Genomic DNA, 18991 nt, shown 5'->3' with positions numbered 1-18991 from the left:
CTACTCCCGTGCGATCGGGTCTCTCCGATTGGTCGGGAGAGGAGCAACGTCGGGACTGTCAGGCTGCCTCGTGAAGACCCCCTTCACAGGGTCCCACACCAGCAGTTCGGCGTCGAAAGCACGATGGTGGTTTGCGCACAGGAGCCGGACATTCTTGACGCTGGCTGCGCCGCCTTCGCGGTCGGGCACGATATGGGCGGTGTCGAGCACCTGGGCCACGTCGAGACCGCAGTAGTGGCAGGCAGGGGGCGCGTAGTGGATGAGCGCCGCTCGGCGCAAGGGTGCTTGATGCCGACGGGTGCGGGTCACGCGCTCGATGTAGCGGCGCTCGAACTCGACATCCTCCACGGTAGTCGAATCGACATGGTCAGTCTCGGACAATGGGCTCTCGGAGGCGAGAACTGCCGCCAGGAAGGGGTTGTGCCAGTCTGATCGACGTCTCCGTGCGCGCTCCAACGCTGTATCGCGGACAGCGCCCAGGGCGTGCTCGTCGTCGAGGAAGTGCAGGAGCTGCTCGAGAGTCGTGCCGTTCACCGATATGTCGCCGTTGTCGGCGTCGTTGATCCATGTGTCATCGGGAATCGTCACGGAGTCTTCGAAGTGGCTCGGGAGTCGTAGGCCCCAACTCTCGATCTCCCCTGATTCTTCATTGACCCAGACGTAGAAGAGTTCAATGTTGGACCCATTCACCGTGGCGAACCGATGGGAACCTGCCGTATTGGCCCATTGGGGCCACGCTGATACCGCCCAGGTGTTGTTCGATGCAAGCTCCGAGGCGTCGAGGTAGGCCCGCAGGAGGGCAAGCGAGGTAGCAGCGCTAGGTGTGCGAAGCGCAGTCTCGTATGCTGCGAGACTCGTCGTCCGCCAGCTCTGGCGAGGGGGACGTGTCCACGTGCGTCCGGAGAAGCCGAGGTCGGCCAGCACTCTGCTCTCCTCTACGACACGCTGATCAGCGTCTTCCCCACGCATTTTGAGCACGCGGTCTACGAGAGCGCTGACATCCTCCGGCGCGCGCCTGCGGTTCTGCGGGGGCCGGGCCATCCCAGCGGCTCTGAGGTCCTCACGAGTCAAGAGTGCACGTTCGCGCTGGCTGAACGCCCGGATCCCATGCAGCAGGATCCAGGTGCGAGAGCGACGCTCGGACAGCTTGTTGGGCTTGAGCCAGAACTCTCGGTCGGTGAACTGATCGTCGTATGGGAGGCCCGTCTGGACCACCTCGCAGCAATGGCTGAGGGCGGCGAGCGATGCTTTGGCCCCCTGGTACATGAAGGCACGATCCCCGACTTGAATATGCGCGTTCGGCGCCTCGCTCCAGTGCACGTCCTCGAGATGCAGGAATGCCTGATCGATGTCGAATGTGGTGGGGTCCGAGGGGATGATCCAGTCAGTCATCTCGCGCCTCCTCGTCATCGGACAGAGACGGAAGTGCGTCTGTGATCTGCACGGTGCGCACGGACACGGTCACGACCTTCTGCAGCAGGTCGAGGATGTACCGAGGGTTGTCGTGCTCGATGCCCCACTGGTTGGGGTCGTTGACGATTCCGGACGCCTTGTCGGTAGTGACCTTGTACTGGCGGATGATCCATTCGATCGCGCTGCGGGATCCCAGCTGGTACCGGTATGCCTCCTCGGGGATGCCCCGCACCGTGATCTGCGGGTTCAGGATCAGAGTGTCGGGGGCGTCGGCAGCCTTCTGTCCGGTGGGGAAGCGCATCTTCTGCACGCGGTAGTACTCCGCCGCCTCCTCAGGGCCGCCGAGCGGCGGCTGCTCGCCGCCGACGACCTCCAGCGGATACAGCTCCGCGTCCTCGTAGTCGGCGTGGAGGTGGAACAGCTCGCGGCCAGCCTGGGTCAACCGATCGAAGGTGGATGCTGGCACGTTCGGGACGCGGGGGAGCATCTGCTTCAGCTCGCCGTCGTAGCGTTCGCGGTATTCGGGGGAGTGGAACAGGCCGTAGAGGAAGAAGAAGACGTCGTCTTTCGTGACCCCGGTGCCGTAGCGCTTCTGCATGAGGCGGCGGAACTCGTCGGTGATGTTGTCGACGCGGCGGTAACCATTGATCACCTCGCCGTCGACGCCCAGTTCGAGCTCGCCTTCGGGAAGTGGCTCCCAAACGAATCTTGAGTAGAAGTTCCCGCCAGATCCGGCTCCGGCGAGGTGAAGGTTCGGGACCATTCGAGTGGCAACTGCCGCGAACGGGACCGACGACCCCGATCCAACTATCCAGAATCCAAAGTTGGCATGCCTCGCCGACGGGAAGCATCGCGCAACGATCGCGGGGCGCTCGATCAGTCCGTCACTCAGGTCAACATGCTGAACGTTGAACGGCCTATACATCCCGTTCGTGACGCGGCTGACGTCGCGAGAGAGTGGCCGGTTGTTGACTAGCCGGGCACGTAGGCCGTGAGACCACTTAATTTGACGCTCGTCGGTTGTGAGTATGCCGGCGGTGTCAGATGGCTTTGGTTTCCGATTCCTTGTGAGTGCGGCATGCGCGACGAACAGTTCTCGCTCCGCTTCATAGTTTTCGATAAATCGCGCGAGATTGTTGTCAAGCGCAGTTCGAGACATGTTGTATACCCATGAATCGCGGGAAGTGGACAATCCGGTGGAAGTGCCTCGGAAGGCGGAGACTGTGACTGGGTTAGGATCTGCCAATGGTGGGTATGAAAGGTAGTTCGTGTCGCGCTGTTTGATCCAGTCGCCGTGCTGGTTCGGGGTGATCTGGCGCCAGGGGACGGTGTCGAGGGTGGCGTCGTCGACGATGGCGAGCTTGTCCTTCGTGGTGAGGTAGTCGCCGATGTCGCGGTAGTGGATGGTCGCGGGTCCCTTGTGGTGCTTCGTGCGGACGAGGAGGAAGACAGCGACGGTGTTGCGGCTGCCGGAGCCGAAGACCTTGCCGCCTTCCCTTCGGCTTGTCTCTCCTGCAGTGCGCTGGTTGCCGCGGAGGTTGAAGACGTAGATGGAGCTGAACTCGTCAGCGAGAGTCTTGCGGACGCCGGCGGTGGAGTTACCTTCGATCCAGCCTCCGTTCGTGACGAAGCCAACGACGCCTTCGTCGCCGATGCGGTCGCTGGCCCAGCGGATTGCGCGTACGTAGGAGTCGTAGAGATTGCGCTTCAGCGTCGCATCGGTGCGCGCGGCGAAGGTGTCCCGTACGCGCGCGTCGAGAGTTGGGTAACTGACGTTGGCGTTGTCGTCGTTGCCAGACGTCTGGCCGACGGAGTAGGGCGGGTTACCCACGATGACGCGGATGTCGAGGGCCTTCTGCGCTTCGGCGCGTGTGTTGTTCGTGGGGAAGACGGTCTCATCGGTGACGTCACCGTCTTCGGTCTGCTGGAAGGTGTCGGTGAGGACGATCCCCTCGAAGGGTTCGTATGCCTCCGCTTCGAGTGCCACACCTTCTGCCTCTGCCTGGAGGTCGTGGAAGGTGGTCTCGATGTTGATCGCGGCGATGTAGTAGGCGAGCAGCAGGATCTCGTTCGCGTGCAGCTCGGAGGCGTACTTCCGCGCCAGATCGGCGGGGGCGATGAGTCCGGACTGGAGCAGGCGCACGATGAACGTGCCTGTCCCGGTGAAGGGGTCGAGGACGTGCACGCCTTCGTCGCTGATCGAGCGGCCGAACTCCTGCTTCAGGACGTCGCCCACGGAGCGGAGGATGAAGTCGACGATCTCGATGGGTGTGTAGACGACGCCCATGGCGTCGGCTGCGCGGGGGAAGGCGTTCTTGAAGAAGCTCTCGTAGAGCTCGGTGATGATCTTCTGCTTGCCCTCGGCGTTGTCGATCCCTGCTGCCCGCAGCCGCACGGAGTCGTAGAACTTCTCCAGGGATTCGGCTTCGGCGTCTACGTGCATCGCGGTGAGGGAGGCGACCATGCGGTCCATGACTTGGGAGACGGGGTTGTGGTCGGTGAAGGCGTAGCCCTCGAAGAGGGCGTCGAAGACGGGCTTGGTGATCATGTGTTGGGCGAGCATCTCGATCGCCCCGTCCCGGGTGATCGACTCGTTCAGGTTCCGTCGCAGCGCGTCGAGGAACACCCCGAACTGCTGGGAAGCCGCGGTGTCAGGATCGTCCACGAGCGCGGTGATGCGGGCGATGTGGGCCTGGGCGATCTGGGCGATGTCCTTGGCCCACTGGTCCCAGTAGGTGCGCGAGCCGACCTTCTTCACCATCCGCGCGTAGATCGCGTTGCGCAGCTCGTCCATCTGCGAAAGCCCCAGCTCCAGCGCACCCTGGGCGCTGCCCGTCGAGGGGGCGTCGGAGCCGGCGTTGTCACCGGTGCCATCGCTCGGGCTGTGTGCGCCGTCGCCGTCGGTCCCGTAGCCGACGCCCATAACGTTGATCTTCTCGTCGCGCTTCGTGTTCAGCTCGACCTTGTTGACCATCGCGTCGAACCGCTCGTCGTGGGCGCGCAGGGCCTGCAGGACGTCCCAAACGACTTGGAAGTTGCGATTGTCGTCCAGGGCCTTCTCCGGCGCCACGCCTGCGGGGACCACCACGGGGAGGATGATGTATCCGTACTTCTTTCCTTTGGCCAGGCGCATCACGCGGCCCACGGACTGCACCACGTCCACGACCGAGCGGCGCGGGTTCAGGAACATCACCGCATCCAGCGAGGGCACGTCCACGCCCTCGGAGAGGCAGCGGGCGTTGGACAGCACGCGGCAGGTGCCTTCCCCGGCGTCGTCCTTCAGCCAGTCCAGCAGCTCGGCGCGCTCCATTGCGTTCATCGTGCCGTCCACGTGGCGCGCCTGGACCGCGAGGAGGTCCTCGGGATCCTCGTCTTCGTGACTGTCGATGTAGGTGGAGACGACGTCGGTGAACTGGTCGGCGATCTGCTTGGAGGACTTGATGTCCTTGGCGAACGCGACCGCACGGCGCATCGGCTGGGGGTCCAGTCCGAAGGCGTGTTCGGCGTCTCCACGCTTGGCCAGACCGTTCCAGCAGCCGATCAGTCGCGTGGCGTCGTCGAGGGTCAGCTCGCCGTTTGTCGCGAAGGCCTCCTGCATCGACTCGTTCACGGCCTCCTGGTTCACCGTGAGGATCAGGACCTTGTAGTCGGTGAGCATTCCCAGGCCCACCGCCTCACCGAAGCCCATGCGGTAGAACTCCGGGCCGAACTTCTCCTCGTCATCCATTGACGCGAGAACGGCCTGCGCGTTTCCGGCCTTGGCCTTCGAGGCGTCGTCGTAGATGCGAGGGGTCGCCGTCATGTACAAGCGCTTAGAGGCCCTGAGGTACTCAGGATCGTGGACCCGCACGAACGCGGACTCCTCCGCGCCCGCGAGCGTGGCACCTGTGGTCCTGTGCGCCTCATCGCAGATCACCAGGTCGAACGGTTCGAGCCCGGCCATCTTCTGCGCCTGCGCAACGACGTCGATCGACTGGTAGGTCGCGAAGACCACCCGCATGCCCTCACCGTTCGTGCGAGCATCCTTCATCCGCTGGGCCAGTCGCTCCGGGTCAGTGGTCGCGGGCAGTGCCAGGTCCACGACCGAGATCTCCGAGGTGTCCTGTGAGGACTTCCGCCCCTGGGAGGCCTTCGCGTCCGAGCACACGGCCATCGACGTGATCCCCAGCTCCGTGTTGTTCGACCACTCGCGCAGGGCCTGGGAAAGGAGCGCGATCGACGGGACAAGGAACAGCACACTGCCTGCCGCGCCCACGTACTCCTCTGCCAAACGCAGCGACGTGAACGTCTTGCCGGTCCCGCACGCCATGATCAGGCGGCCGCGGTCATGCTCCGAGAACCCATCGACGACCTTGTTGATCGCCGTGCGCTGGTACGGACGCAGATCCGACGCACCCGAGAGGGAGAGGACCGTGGGTGTGGCTGGATCGAAGAACGCCCAGTCCACCCGCGAGTCCTCGAAGTCCTCCAATCCCAGGCGCCGCACCGGGATCGCCTGCTCGCGGATCGTCTCCTCCGCGTTCGCGCCCCACTGTGTGGTCGTCGAGACCACCAGACGTTCTGAGAACCCGCCACGGCCCGAGGCCGCCAGGAACTTGTCCAAATCGCCCTTCGAGATCCGATGCGTGGGTGCATAGAACTTGCACTGGATCGCGGTCAGCCCTCCATCGCGCCGCTCCGCCACCAGGTCGATGCCCGTGTCATGGCCCCACTTGCCAGGCCACTGATCCCACATCCACACCGTCGAGAACTGACTCGACCACAACGGGTCCGTCTGCAGGAACGACTTGGTGAACTGCTCGAACCGCGTCCCCTGGTCGGCCGTCGACGTGGCCTCGTTGTACATGCGGTCGAAGAGCTTCATCGCGCTGAGCGTGGGGGAGGACATGGGGTCAGTATCGCGCAGCAGAGGGGAAGGATGGGCCTTTGCGGGCGCCAACCCAGCAACCGGATCTTGCGAGCCGTGCTCGAGAGCGGAGGCGGAGCGAGGCGCAGGCTGAGCAGGTCCGTACCCGTCGGCGGAGCCGCATGTGGCGGTCGGTTGGATCTTGCCGAGCAAGATTCGGGCTGGGCTTGAAGCCGTTCCCGTGACCTGCATGTATCCCCTGGTCAGAGATCCGGTAGTGAGACGAGTTGTGGCCAAGCAGGTGAGAGGAATGGTACGGGACTACAGGTATCCCTCCTCGAGCGCTGGCGCCCTCGATAGCCGGCGTTGGCGAGCATTGAAACTTAACGTCGGGTACGCAAGACGGAGCGACGTCGCATAGGGTGAGACGAGTTGGCGAGATTCGGCGTCGGTCATACTGCAGCGGGTGCCCTCTTGGAGGTAAGCATGGAAAAAACCAAGCAACGGGTGGACGAACTCCCTTCCCGGAGATCGCTCGGGTCATCAGCTGCTCTTATGGGTCTTTCGGTAGTTGTATTCGCCATTGTGTCGCTTATTGCGGCGTCCGGGTATGCGTCAGATCGGCATGAAACTCTCGGGCGCTTCTTGAGGCATGTGGCGGGGCCCCTTGGGGTTCATGTGGCCAACCAGATTGGCTGGGGCTTCGGTGCGGCAATCACGCTACAGTTTGGTGTTCTGATCGCAATTATTGGCGGTCAAATTGCCCTAGGTGGCGGCGAACAGGAGGCGGACAGCAGGACCGCGCTTCTCATGCTTGCGGTTGTGCCGCCTGCGGCACTTACCCCGGCTCTTCTTCTGGTTGTGGTGAGCGCCTTTCATGATGGAAACTCTGTAGCGACATTGTTCGTCGCCGTTCCGGTCTATTTCACGATGATGGCGCTCGGAGCGTTTATTGGCACTTTTGAAGTAGGGACTGACGAGGTTCTCCTAGAGTTTGCCGAACGTAGAGCCCGGCGCGCAAGGTTGGCAGAAGCAATCTTGCGCCGGGTGGACGATCAGTTCTCTCCTCTCGTTGCGGTGCTTATTTTTGTCGCCCTGCAGGTGCTCGTGGTGGTAGCAATGCCGCTGGCCGTGTTGTTGGTGCACGATGTGCACGCGGGTCCAAGTCTGAAGAGTTTGGCCGCGATGACTGGCGCTCAGTTGTTGATCGGGGCCGCTTCGGCTGCGTTATTTATAATGACGAGCTCTGGCATGAAGCCCTTCTTGATGCCGGTCGATTATGTGACCGCAATATTGGGTCTTGCGCTCGCGGCTGCGACGGACTTGTTCGGGGCGGCGATAATGCTTCTCCTGTTCCCTCCCGTAGCGATCGGGTCTGCTGTTGCGCTTGTGTGTAAGTTGGTCTTGGCGGTGATGGTTTATCGCGAGGCGAAATCTGTGCGCAAGAGGGATCCTGGATCCAGGTCTCGAATCAGGTGTGTCCCGATTGTTGCGAGAGCGGGTACGACTGTGTCTCGATTCTTCGCTAAGCGTGAATTGCAGTCAAGCGCACGCCAGGTCGAGCGTCGGCGGCGTGAACTAGAGCGTAAGGCTAAGCGCGCTGAGAGCGGTTCGGCACAAGCGGCCCTGGATGACTGAGTAGACACTGGTTCTCTTTAGAGTTGATCACCCTGATTGCTTCTTGCCTTCAGGGCGCTTCTCGGGAGTATTGCGGTCGCGCTAGGTGATTGGCTTGATTGGGATTGTTGATACTTTAGATGGCCTTAGAGAATTGGTGCGGTAAGATAAAAAATGCTTACTGCGCGGTGCGATCAAATCACCTCCAACAACCCCCGGATGAACTCCTCGTACGTCCCCGCACGCCCAGCCAGCCTCTCCACGTTCTCCCGCTTGGACAGCACCCGGATCAGTGCCTCGAAGAGCTCGCCGAACTCCTCACGGCTGTCCTTGCTGAAGGCCATCATCGCGACGATCGAGACCTCGTCCTCACCCCACACGATGGGCTTCTTTGGCACGTAGACGGCGATCGAGGAGGTGTGGGCGTCGATCACCATCGAGTGAGGGATCGCGACGCCCGTGCCCAGCGACGTCGAGGACATCTCCTCGCGCTCCAGCACGCCTCGGTGGAAGCCAGGCTCGACCATCCCCGCCTCGCCGAGGGCCGCGCACATCTGCGCGATCGTGTCCTCGCGGGTCGTGGCCTCGAGGCCCAGGAACAGCTGCGGTTCGATGAGGTTCACGAGTGAGGCGCCGACGCGGCTGCGCCGCTTCTCCGCCGCGATCTCGAGGACGCTCCGGCGCACCTGCTCGAGGTCCTGCGCTCCTGGCAGGGCGCTCAGGTGCAGCACGGGGGAGGCGAGCTCCCGCTGCAGGCCCTGCAGGGGCACGGTCGAGACGATGAGGTCGGGCGCCGAGGGGCCGGTCGCGATCTCGGCCTCGTCGAAGGCGATGGTCTCGATCTCACCGACCCCGGCGATCGCCGACTGCAGAAGGCTGCGCGCGGAGTCCTGCAGGTCGAGGTACGTCGGCGAGATCATCGCGATCCGCACCAGGCGCTCGCGCGCATAGACGCTCTGGAAGTGTGCGCCGACGTGGAAGGAGATCAGGCCGATCTCGTCGGCCCGGATCTCCACGCCGAGCGCCAGCTCGAGCCGACGTGCGATGAAGATCCCCACCTCGTAGATCAGCGGATGCGTGTCCTTGATCGACTGTCCGCCGGGGATGTGCGCGCTCTGACGCCTACGGGCCCGACGCACCAGGTTCCGGGCGTGGAGGCTGAGGAACGCGATGAAGCGCTCGTTGTCCAGATCGATCAGGTAGTTCTCGCCCACCTGCGCGACGATCCGCCGCACCACGGCCACGAAGTCGACCTCGTCGCCGGCCCCATCAGACCAGCCGGCCGCGTCGGGCCCGTCGGCAGCGTCGGGCGCGCCGACCGCACCGGACCCGCCGGCCCGAACGCCCGAGATCCGCTCGCGCGGGGCGAGGCGCCCGGCGACCACGAGCGAGAGATCCTCCGGGGTCGTGTTCTCATCCAGCAGCCCCACCAGGTAGTCCTCCTCGCCGGCGGGCAGGCGCAGCTCGAAGGTGGTCTCGATGAGTTCGGCGATGCGACGGGCGGCATCGCGGCGCAGGTCATCGCCGGTGCTCGCGGCGTCGGGCGGGTCGAACTGGTGGCCCTGGCGGATGCGCCCCACCATCACGGCGACGTGCGCAAGGATCGCGTGCTGATTGTTCTCGGTCGCGAGCAGCCCCAGGTCGCGGAGGATCCGGGTGAGGCCCTCGCGGAACCCCATGAGCGACGGCTCTGCGGACTCGATCGCGAGCTCGCGCACGGAGACGAACTGGGTGCGCGAGCGGGCCGCGTCGGTCATGATCTGGCGGACCAGGCGCCGCTTTGCGAGCTCGGGTCCGACGATCCGCACGCGCGGGCCGCTGCGCTCCAGGCGCAGATGGTGGATGGCGAGCAGCGCGCGGCCCTTGGTGAGGTCGGCCTCGAGGGTGGAGTCGCTGACGCGGAGGTCTTCGGCGAGCTCGAAGACGTCGGCGCCGTCGTCCGCCGTGACGATCGAGCGCAGCAGCGCGGAGAGCCGCTCGCCGGGGCTCAGCACGCGCCGGCCCGGATCGGGCCGCTCAGTGCCGGCGCCGGCTGAGGCGAGACGGGCGTGGTCCAGGGTGTAGCCGGCGCGGGAGGAGGAGACGACCTCCGTCTCGTGCTCGCCGTTCAACCGGGAGACGTACGTGCGGATGCTGCGGGTGGAGACGCCGAGACGCCGGGACAGGTCCTCGGAGGAGACCGCGCCCGGTCCCGCCTCGACCAGCGCGCCCAGCAGACGCTGGCGCGTGGCCTCCCAGGGCTCGCGACGGGTGGGCGCGGGTGCAGAGTCGACGGTGCGGGACGGGGTCATGGCGTGTGGTCCGTCCTCTCCGACGTGGTGCGGGTCCCGTTCTGCGATGGTGCGTTCTGGCTGTCGGCTCCGTCGGTCGGGCCGGTCGCGTCGGTTGCGGTGGTCGCACCGGTCGCGGGCTCCCCGCCATCCCCGCCGACTCGCCGGACCACTGCACCGATCCGGGCGAGCACGTCGGCGTCGTCGACCTGCGCGAAGTCGGTGGTGTCGATCTCGACGAGGTCGCCGAGCGCGAACTCCCCGTAGCCGCGGTGCAGATAGCGACCCAGGAACACCTCGACGCTGAGCAGCTGCGGAGCCGCACGGCGATCAGCCAGCGTATCGCCGGGCTCGTAGGCATCGACGAGGTGTCCCAGGTGGCGGGTCGGATCCTGGTCGCGGCGGCGCTGGCGCTCGAAGAGCACCTCGAAGTCCGCGACCAGCCGCACCGTCACCGCCCGGTATCCATAGCGCCGGCAGGTCGCGGCGAGCACCTCCTTCTGCTTGTCACTGAAGGGGTACTCGGCGAGCACGCGCACGCCATTCGCCATGGCCGCGTGCACGCGGGCGAAGAACAGCTCGAGCGCGGCGCGATCCAGGTGGCCCTTCGCATCCGCGTCGGCGAAGCCCTCCTGGTCGTACAGCTGCTCCTTGAGATCATCGATCGAGACGCTACGGAACGGCCCCAGGTGCTCCTGCACGAGTTCGGCGATGCGGCTCTTGCCCGTGCCCGGGTAGCCGGCGATCAGCAGCAGGAGGCGATCGTCGGCCGACGAGTCGGCGTCGGCCGAGCCCGCACCGGCGGCACGCGCCCCGTCGGCCGCACCTTCGCCTGCCACCCGACCCGCCCCGCTCACGAGATCCGGGCGGGCAGCAGGCATCCGATCTTGTGACGGACGATGCCGGCGACCGCGTCGTTCGCGGGGACGATGTTGTTGCGCAGGGACGCGTTGACCTCGGTCGCCCCGAAGGTCTCCTTCGCGGCGCGGGTCCAGCCGACGATGAGCTCGGTGCCGATGTTGAACTTGCGCACGCCCGCGCGGCGCAGCGCGTCGTAGTCGGCCTCATCGACCCCGGTCCCGCCGTGCACCACGAGCGGGACGTCGACCGCGGCGTGGATCCGCTCGACGAGCCCCACGTCGATCTGGGTCTTCCCCTTGTACGAGCCGTGGTGGGTGCCGATGGAGACGGCGAGGGCGCCCACACCGGTCGCCTCGTGGAAGGCGCGCGCCTCCTCGGGGGAGGTGAGCGCGCCCTCGGCGACGGAGATGCCGTCCTCGGTGCCGCCGATGGTGCCGATCTCGCCCTCGACGCTGACACCGCGCTCGCGGGCGAACTCGACGACGCGGCGGGTCTTCAGCACGTTCTCCGCGAACGGCAGGGACGAGCCGTCGAACATGACCGAGCTGTACCCGGCGTCGATCGCGTCGCGGATGTCCTCGAGCTTCGTCGAATGGTCCAGGTGAAGCACCACGTCGACCGGCTCGCGCTCGGCCATGCCGCGGCACAGGGCCACCAGGTTCTCCATGCCGATGTAGCGGGCGGTGCCGACGGAGGTCTGGATGATGATCGGGCTACCGGCATCGCGCGCGGCCAGGATCATCGGCGGGATCATCTCGAGGTTGTGGGCGTTGAAGGCGCCGACGGTCGAGCCGATGCGCTCGGCCTCGTTCAGGACTTCGCTGAGGGTGACGTACACGGGTGCTCCCTGGGTCTCAGTAGTTCTCGCGCATGATGCGCTTGGAGGTGGCCAGCAGCGCGTCGATCTTCGACATCCACTGGTTGATCGCGGCGCCGTCGCCTGCCGAGGCGGCCTGCGCGCGGCGCGTGTTGTACAGGTCCATGAGGCGGTTGTACGAGGCGCCGTAGCGGGGCCTGGCCTCGAGCGACGCCTCGAACGAGGCGATCGCGGCGCCCGTGTCCCCGAGGCGCTCGTGCAGGGTGCCGAGCTCCTCGTGAAGGTCGGCCGGGTCCGATGCGGACGGGCTCGACGGGCTCGATGAGGTCGACGGGGCCGGCGCAGAGGCGAGCTCGGCGTCGATCTCGGCGATGCGCGCGGTGGTCTGCTCACGCTCGGCGTCGGTGAGCTCGGATGCGGGGGCGCCGGCATCGTCGGCAGTGGTGCGCGCCGAGCCCCCGTCGGCGGCTTGATCGGTGCTCGAGCCGGGGCGCGTGCCCAGCAGGCGGTCGAAGAATCCCATGGCGTCTCCTGTCTCTCAGAGGGGTGCGGGTGTCGTGCGGTGGATGTGTCGGGTCGCGGGGGTCGAAGGCCCGGACGTCGGCCTCAGAAGGCCTTGATGATCGGGCCGATGACCCAGGCGAACAGCAGGGCGGCGACGATGGTGTCGGCGTCGGTCGCCGAGAGGCTCGGGAAGCCGAGGGTCTGGAACGTGCCCACCAGCAGCGCTGGCAGCAGCGTGATGAAGAATCCGTGCACCAGGCCGCCGATGATCGCGCCGCGACGGCCGCCCACGGCGTTGCCGAAGATGCCCGCGGTGCCGCCCGCGAAGAAGTTCGTGAGCATGCCGGGGACGATCACGGCGAAGCCCGCGAGCGGGAGCACGAACATCGCGATGACGGTGCCGATCGTGGTGGTGAGGAAGCCGATGATCACGGCGTTCGGTGCGTAGGGGAACAGCACCGGCGCGTCGAGCGCCGGCTTCGAGTTCGGCACGAGCTTCATCGAGATGCCGCGGAAGGCGGGGACGATCTCGCCGAGCAGCAGGCGCACGCCGGCCATCAGCACGTACACGCCCACCACGAACTGCATGGCCTGCAGGAACGCGTACACCAGGAAGTTCGTGTCCCCGGCGGCGTCGGCCGAGGCGGCCGGGCCCGCGAACAGCGCCGTGATCAGGAACAGCGGGATCATCACGACCGCGAGGGACATGTAGGTGTCCTGCAGGAACTCGAAGGCCCGGGGGAGCTTGAGGTCCTCCGTGGTCTTCCGGTCGGGCCTGCGATCGCGCACCAGGTAGGCGACGCCCGCCTCGACCATGTAGCCGATGGTGCAGAAGTGCCCGAGGGCGATCGCGTCGTTCCCGGTGACCTTGCGGATGATGGGCTGGGCGATCGCGGGCATCGCCACGCAGAAGATGCCGCCGACCACGCTGCAGGCGATGATCAGCCACACTCCGGAAAGGCCCATGGCCGAGCCGAACACGACGGTCATCGTCGCCATCCACAGCAGCGCCTGACCCGTGAGGAAGATGTACTTCCAGGGCGTGAAGCGGGCGAGCAGCACGTTCACGATGAAGATGCCCAAGAAGGCGATCGCGATCGGCCCGCCCAGCTTGAGGTCGTTCGTTGCGAAGCCGTTGACCGCCTCGATCGACGGGACGATGCCGGTGAGGTTGAATGCCGCCTCGAACTGTGTGCCGAAGTAGGTGAGGGTTGCGACCAGCACCGCGGAGCCGGCCGCGAGGACCATGAAGCCCAGCAGCGTCTTGAAGGTGCCCGAGACGATCGAGCCGACGTCCTTGCGCTGGAGGATCAGGCCGATCATCGCGATCAGGGCGATGACGATCCCGGCCTGCGTGAAGATGTTGGAGATGATCCAGTCGAGGACGCCCATCTCAGGCCTCACGACCCTCGAGCGCGGGGATCAGCTTCTGGGTGATCTCGTCCTTGTCCACGATGTTGTGCAGGTAGACGAGGGTGATCGACGGGTCGATGTCGTACTTCTCGATCTGCGGGCGGAAGCTCTCCGCCGAGACGATCACGTCGGTCTTGATGCCTCCGACCGAGGAGACGGACTCGTGCTCGGTCTTCGCGCGGATCTTGTGCGAGGCCAGGACCTCCTCGGCCTCCATCTGGCAGGCGAGGCTGCTGCCCAGCCCTGCGCCGCAGATGAAATAGATCGTGGGGGTGTTCGCCATGGTGGGTCTGCTCCTTTGCAAGGGCCCGAGGGTCGGGCGGGTTCTGGTGTCGGTGGCGCCGGTCAGTCGACGGGCGCGGGAGTGAGAGCGCCGCGGAAGTCCGCGGGGGAGTGCGCCGCGACGAGCCGGTCGACGGCCGACGGGTCGCGGATGATCTGCACGAAGCCCTTGAGCGCCTCGAGGTGCGAGGTCGCATCGGCCGCGGCCAGGCACAGCACGAGGCGGACGGGGTCGTTCTCCTCGTGGGAGAAGGCGATCCCGCCGGGAACGGTGAGGGCGCTCATCGCCGTGCGGGCGACCGAACCGTCGGGCTGGGCGTGCGCGAGCGCGACGCCCGGGGCCAGGACGATGTACGGGCCGAAGCGGTCGACGACCTCGATCATCCGTTCCACGTACCCCTCGCCGATCGCCCCGGAGGCCAGCAGCGGCGCCGCCGCCTCACGGATCGCGTCCTGCCAGGACGCCGGCGATGCGCCGAGGACCACGTGGTCCTCGGTGATCAGCTGGGGAAGCGATGTCGGCACGATGCGACCTCTCTGTCGGGTGGAACGTCCCGATAAGGATGCGAGGCGCGGGGGAGCGGGGGCCAACAGATGTTCTTCCGCGTGGGGTGGGGGTGGCGGAAGCCCGACGCGGGCGGGGCGCGCACTTACCCACAGCTGCAGACGTCCGTCCGGACCACTATCGGGAGAAGTTCACCAGGGAGGAGACCTACGCTCTCGATCCTCAGCGCGGAGAACGGATACCCGGGCGAAGCGCCGCCACAGGGATCGGGACATCACGCCAGCAGCACGTCTCCCGCCGACGCCAAGTGGGTTTCCGTAGAAAACGGACGGCTTCGCCGTGGCGGTTGACCAGATTGCACGACCCCAGCATGCTGGGGACTGAATCTGCTCAGGCAGGAATCCACACGGCGGATCTCAGCTGGGCCGGCGAGGAAGCTCAGAGCATTGACGACCCAGCGCCCCGTGATCCACCGAGAATATTGCGAGGACCGTCATGAGCCGTGAGCCCTCTCCATCCGTCGCCCCCGATTCGACCGGAGACGGTCCCGACGGCGCTCGCGCTGCCGGTCGCGCGGCGTCACAGGGCACCCGTGGTCACAGGCGGAGGTCCCTGCTGCGCGCGGCCGTGTGGACGGCCCCGGTCAGCGTCGTCGCCCTCTCGTCGCCCGCCCTCGCTCTGTCTCCTGGCGAGCAGCCGGTTGTCTCGGCCCTGGGCTGGTCCAACACTCTCGCCGAGACCCCCTCGGAGTTCCGGATGGACTACTCCGTCGACGTCCCGATCGGCATTCGACCGACGACCACCAGCTGGCGATACCAGCCGAACACGACCGGAAATTCCACCAGATACAGCGCGAGTGCGGCGACAGCGAACATTCGCGCGAACATCGGTGAAGCCTGGGGTGAGATCGCGACCCTTCCCCTGGACTCCTACTCCGAGCGGGTTTTTTGCCATGTACGGGGCGACGCGTACATGCCGTACGGGGCAACGGGCACGCAATACGGGGACTGGGACCTTCAACTGGCGTGGGCCGGTTCTACGGGTTTTTCGACGACATCGCTCTCGGCGCAGTCCATGGATCCGACCCTCGCCGACGGCGACGGCAGACCATTGGGTATCAATGCGTGGGACACGCGCACGGACCCGGCATATGCGTCGACGAACCAACAGAGCGGGTGGGCGAACTTCACGACGACGGGGAGCGTGCTGTACAGCCAATTCGTCGTCGCTGCGGGAACGCGACGATTGGCCACGCTCGGTGGAAATCGCAGTCCGGAGGTGTACTACCAGTTCCGGAACACCGACACCGGCAGCACCTGGACCCATGAAGGCGTCGGAACAGCACCGCAGCTGATATCGGTGGACGGCGGCAACTATGCGACCGGGACCGGCACCACACGCACCATTCCGACCAACGCGACCACGGGGAACAGTCGAGTCGGCCCCCGCTTGAGCACAGCTCTCGGGTTCGGCGTGGACGACCGCTTCACGCTTCCCGACGAAGGGTACTGGCAATTCCTCATCTGGCCTCAGGCCGTGAGCGTCGGACACGAGCTCGAGGTGCCCGACGGCGTCTCCTGGGACCCAGCCGCCGAAGAAGGCCACCAGATCGGATCCGTCTTCTACTTCTCGGAGTCCTCCGGAGCCGTGTTCAATGCGTCCCTGCAGGAGATCGCCTGAGCGGAGGGGTAGACGCGTGCCACCTACCCTGTCCCCATGCCCCCGCTGCTCTGCCTCGACCTCGGCACGTCCTCCGCGAAGGCGGCGCTGATCGACATCGAGGGCAGCCCCCTCGCCACTGCGAACGCGCCGTACCCCGCCACCTCGTTGCCGGACGGCGGGTCAGAGCAGGATCCCGAGCACTGGATCCGCGCCGCCCGCACAGCGATCACCCACGTGCTTCCTCGATCGGCCGACGTCGCGGCGCTCTGCCTCACCGGCCAGATGCAGGACCTCATCCTCGAGAGCTCGACGAGCGGCGATCACGGCGCTGTGCGCCCCGCCATCCTCTACACAGACCTCCGCGCGAGCACCGACGCGCGCGAGATCCGCGAGGGGCTCGCTCGGGCCGGCGAGGACTGGGACGCACTCGCCGGCAACCAGCAGGACGCGAGCAGCTGCGCGGCCATGTTCCGTCGCCTCGCGCGCGTCGAGCCGGAGACCGTCGGCCGAGCCCGCGGCATCACCTTCGGGCCCGCCGGCCACCTCGCGCAGCGCCTCGGCGCAGGCCCCTGGTGCGACCCGACCACCGCCTCGACCACGGGCCTGCTCGATGCCCGCACCCGCGACTGGTCGCCCGCCGTCGCCCGCGCGGCCGGCATCGACCCGGCCCTGCTGCCGCGCCTCGCGCGCGGTGTCGGCGAGGTCGTCGGACGCACGGGCGAGAGCGCTCGAGATCTGTTCGGCCTCTCCGTTGACATTCCGATCGTGCTCGCTCCCGGTGACGCGGGCGCCGCGGCGATCGGCGTCACCGGCACCGCGCCCGGACACGATCACGCCTCGCTGGGCACGAGTGGCTGGATCGCGAGCATCCGTGCCGTGCACGAGGAGTACGCCTCGTCGGCCGACGCCTCCCACCGCCTCGCCCTCGGCGAGCTCGAGCTGCGCATCTCCGCCGTCCTCGCCGCCGGAGCCGCCGCTGCGTGGGCCCGAGACACGTTCCTGCACGGCGCCTCACCCGCCGAGGCCGACGCTCTTCTGGAGCAGAGGGAGCTCGAGCACGGACGCGGTCCGACGGGCCTGCTGGTCCTGCCCTCGCTCGGCGGAGAGCGCTACCCGGTGCGGGACGACGCACTGCGCGGCGCCGTGCTCGGCCTCGACCACATGACTCACCCCGTCGACCTCTACGCCGCGACCCTCGAGGGCGTCGCGTTCGCTCTCTCGCACGCGCTCGAGCCCTCGGAACAAGGCGTCGCCCCAGCCGGGGGTGACGCCGCGAGTTCGTCAGCCGATGCCCTGCTCACCGTGGTCGGCGGAGGAGCGGCTTCCGCACCCTGGCGGCGGATCCTGGCCGACGTCACCGGCCGACCCGTCCACAGCATCGAGCGCGACGGCCGGCGAGCAGATGCCCGGACGCCGGAGACCGCTCAGGTGGACGCGACCCTGCTGGGCGCGTCGATCGCGGGAGCCGAGGCACTCGGGCTCGAGCATCGCATCGCCCCGCTGGCCGAGCGCACGGGAGAGACCACGGCCCCGGATCCGTCGGCCGCCGAGGCCTATGCGCGGCTGCGGCCCGCGCATCGTGCGCTGTACGAGGCGGCGGCGGACATCGAACGTCCGCAGACCGTCGAACCCCCATCGGGGGACCGCTCGCAGGACCGGATCATCTAGACGGGGTGCGATCGGGGGCTCGGGTCGCCACGCACCTGACGCCCATCTGACCATCGTTCGCAGCCCGCAGCCCGCAGCCCGCCTCTGGTCCCCGCTCACCCCGCCTCGACGACCACCCGCACATCCCACGCACCGAGCTCCAGCTCGCTGCCCGCGGCGAGCTCCTCGCCGCTCAGCGCGTCCCGCACGGCCGTCGGCAGACGGAACATGCTCGGCTCCCACGACCAGTTGTGCAGGAAGTGCACGCGCTCGCCGGCGCCGTTGCGCGCGGAGAACACGGTCTGGGACTCGGTCGCCGGACGCCACGCGGCACGGCTCTCGCGGCCTTCGCCGGCCCCACGGCCCTCACCAACCTCGCCATCGCCGACCCTTACGGCCCACTCCATGAGCGCGGCCGCGAGATCCTGATCGGGCACGGTGCCCACATACGTGATCCGCCCGTCCCCGGCCGCGCGCGTGGTCACGGCGGGCCAGCGGCCGAAGTGCGGGTGCACGTACTGGGCGAGCACCTGCGTCGCCTCATCCGTCACCTGCACGCCATCGGCCCAGCGCGTGCCCGAGGCCCCTGCCGTCAGGGAGAACGAGAGGCCGTCGGCCCCCTCTCCCGCCTCGAGCGGGAGCGGTGCGCGCAGGTTCGAGAACTCGTCGTACCAGACGCCCGCGGCCTCGTCGAGCAGGGCCGGCTTGCGCTCGAGGCGCGCCCGGGCCTCCTCATCCTCGTAGCCGGTGCGCACCCCGAGCACGAGGTGTCCGCCGGCCTCCGCGTACTCGCGCAGCCACGCGAGGTCCACATCGGAGGCGATCGTGAACGCTGCGGCCACGAGCACGGGCCGGCGCCGGGCGAACCGCGCCGGGGTCTGCTCGCGCAGCTGCGCGATGTGCACGGCGTTCGCCTGCAGCCCGGCGTCGACCACGCCCCGCGAGAACGCCTCATAGACGGTCTGGAACGAGCGGCGATCCGGGGTGTCGTCGGCGCGCGCGAACGCCGGGTACTCGGAGAGCGACCACTTCGAGGGGGTGTCGAACAGCAGCGCGACGTCGGCGTCCGGCTCGAGCCCGGTGACGCTCGCGCCTGCGTGGCGCAGCTCCTCGCCGAACTGCGCGAGCTCACGGTAGACCCGGCCCCCGTGATG

General features: G+C 67.0%; 13 protein-coding genes. 3 read left to right on the top strand and 10 right to left on the bottom strand.

Going from position 1 to position 18991, the window contains the following annotated elements:
• Both I8D64_RS09040 and I8D64_RS09035 read right to left on the bottom strand, forming a co-directional pair.
• Positions 1-1392 (bottom strand): HNH endonuclease, encoded by a 1392-nt coding sequence (locus tag I8D64_RS09040; RefSeq protein WP_200502177.1) that lies wholly within the window; start codon positions 1390-1392, stop codon positions 1-3.
• Positions 1385-6301: a DEAD/DEAH box helicase gene (locus I8D64_RS09035; RefSeq protein WP_200502176.1), complete on the bottom strand. Its 4917-nt coding sequence runs from the start codon at positions 6299-6301 to the stop codon at positions 1385-1387. The genes I8D64_RS09040 and I8D64_RS09035 overlap by 8 nt, the downstream gene beginning before the upstream one ends.
• A 444-nt stretch (positions 6302-6745) precedes the next feature.
• Between I8D64_RS09035 and I8D64_RS09030 the strand changes: the two genes are divergently transcribed.
• On the top strand, positions 6746-7897 hold the full coding sequence (locus I8D64_RS09030) for a hypothetical protein (RefSeq protein ID WP_200502175.1): 1152 nt from the start codon (positions 6746-6748) through the stop codon (positions 7895-7897).
• A 173-nt stretch (positions 7898-8070) separates the two neighbouring features.
• Here I8D64_RS09030 and I8D64_RS09025 read toward each other — a convergent pair whose 3' ends face one another.
• The 7 genes from I8D64_RS09025 to I8D64_RS08995 all read right to left on the bottom strand — a co-directional run bounded on the left by I8D64_RS09025 (position 8071) and on the right by I8D64_RS08995 (position 14548).
• The gene (locus I8D64_RS09025) at positions 8071-10167 is read right to left on the bottom strand and encodes a BglG family transcription antiterminator (protein WP_200502174.1); all 2097 of its coding nucleotides are present in this window, start codon (positions 10165-10167) and stop codon (positions 8071-8073) included.
• Positions 10164-10985, bottom strand: coding sequence for an AAA family ATPase (locus I8D64_RS09020; RefSeq protein WP_200502173.1), 822 nt, complete (start codon positions 10983-10985; stop codon positions 10164-10166). The genes I8D64_RS09025 and I8D64_RS09020 overlap by 4 nt, the downstream gene beginning before the upstream one ends.
• 14 nt (positions 10986-10999) lie before the next feature.
• Complete coding sequence (locus I8D64_RS09015) at positions 11000-11845, bottom strand: ketose-bisphosphate aldolase (RefSeq protein ID WP_200502172.1); 846 nt, start codon at positions 11843-11845, stop codon at positions 11000-11002.
• A 16-nt stretch (positions 11846-11861) separates the two neighbouring features.
• Entirely contained in the window at positions 11862-12347 is a 486-nt protein-coding gene (locus I8D64_RS09010; protein ID WP_200502171.1) for a hypothetical protein, read from the bottom strand.
• An 83-nt stretch (positions 12348-12430) separates the two neighbouring features.
• Positions 12431-13720 carry a PTS sugar transporter subunit IIC gene (locus tag I8D64_RS09005; RefSeq protein ID WP_200502170.1) on the bottom strand — a complete coding sequence of 430 codons (1290 nt, stop codon included), beginning with the start codon at positions 13718-13720 and terminating at the stop codon, positions 12431-12433.
• A gap of 1 nt (position 13721) precedes the next feature.
• Positions 13722-14024 (bottom strand): PTS sugar transporter subunit IIB, encoded by a 303-nt coding sequence (locus I8D64_RS09000; RefSeq protein WP_200502169.1) that lies wholly within the window; start codon positions 14022-14024, stop codon positions 13722-13724.
• Positions 14025-14086: 62 nt separating this feature from the next.
• Positions 14087-14548, bottom strand: a complete 462-nt coding sequence (locus I8D64_RS08995; protein WP_200502168.1) for a PTS sugar transporter subunit IIA — start codon at positions 14546-14548, stop codon at positions 14087-14089.
• A 736-nt stretch (positions 14549-15284) separates the two neighbouring features.
• Between I8D64_RS08995 and I8D64_RS08990 the strand changes: the two genes are divergently transcribed.
• Both I8D64_RS08990 and I8D64_RS08985 read left to right on the top strand, forming a co-directional pair.
• Positions 15285-16208 (top strand): hypothetical protein, encoded by a 924-nt coding sequence (locus I8D64_RS08990; protein ID WP_200502167.1) that lies wholly within the window; start codon positions 15285-15287, stop codon positions 16206-16208.
• 36 nt (positions 16209-16244) lie between these two features.
• On the top strand, positions 16245-17858 hold the full coding sequence (locus tag I8D64_RS08985) for an FGGY family carbohydrate kinase (protein ID WP_200502166.1): 1614 nt from the start codon (positions 16245-16247) through the stop codon (positions 17856-17858).
• Between the two features lie 95 nt (positions 17859-17953).
• Here I8D64_RS08985 and I8D64_RS08980 read toward each other — a convergent pair whose 3' ends face one another.
• The gene (locus tag I8D64_RS08980) at positions 17954-18889 is read right to left on the bottom strand and encodes a beta-galactosidase trimerization domain-containing protein (protein WP_281392139.1); all 936 of its coding nucleotides are present in this window, start codon (positions 18887-18889) and stop codon (positions 17954-17956) included.
• Positions 18890-18991: the final 102 nt, after the last annotated feature.

Source organism: Brachybacterium halotolerans (genome assembly GCF_016623465.1).
Classification (GTDB): Bacteria; Actinomycetota; Actinomycetes; order Actinomycetales; family Dermabacteraceae; genus Brachybacterium; species Brachybacterium halotolerans.
This window is presented reverse-complemented; position numbering and strand designations above follow the sequence as displayed.

What these genes read in the sequence shown, in the direction of transcription:
- I8D64_RS09040 (WP_200502177.1), bottom strand. Translation starts at nt 1,392, where the DNA reads ATGACTGACTGGATCATCCCCTCGGACCCCACCACATTCGACATCGAT.
- I8D64_RS09035 (WP_200502176.1), bottom strand. Translation starts at nt 6,301, where the DNA reads ATGTCCTCCCCCACGCTCAGCGCGATGAAGCTCTTCGACCGCATGTAC.
- I8D64_RS09030 (WP_200502175.1), top strand. Translation starts at nt 6,746, where the DNA reads ATGGAAAAAACCAAGCAACGGGTGGACGAACTCCCTTCCCGGAGATCG.
- I8D64_RS09025 (WP_200502174.1), bottom strand. Translation starts at nt 10,167, where the DNA reads ATGACCCCGTCCCGCACCGTCGACTCTGCACCCGCGCCCACCCGTCGC.
- I8D64_RS09010 (WP_200502171.1), bottom strand. Translation starts at nt 12,347, where the DNA reads ATGGGATTCTTCGACCGCCTGCTGGGCACGCGCCCCGGCTCGAGCACC.
- I8D64_RS09005 (WP_200502170.1), bottom strand. Translation starts at nt 13,720, where the DNA reads ATGGGCGTCCTCGACTGGATCATCTCCAACATCTTCACGCAGGCCGGG.
- I8D64_RS09000 (WP_200502169.1), bottom strand. Translation starts at nt 14,024, where the DNA reads ATGGCGAACACCCCCACGATCTATTTCATCTGCGGCGCAGGGCTGGGC.
- I8D64_RS08990 (WP_200502167.1), top strand. Translation starts at nt 15,285, where the DNA reads ATGGACTACTCCGTCGACGTCCCGATCGGCATTCGACCGACGACCACC.
- I8D64_RS08985 (WP_200502166.1), top strand. Translation starts at nt 16,245, where the DNA reads ATGCCCCCGCTGCTCTGCCTCGACCTCGGCACGTCCTCCGCGAAGGCG.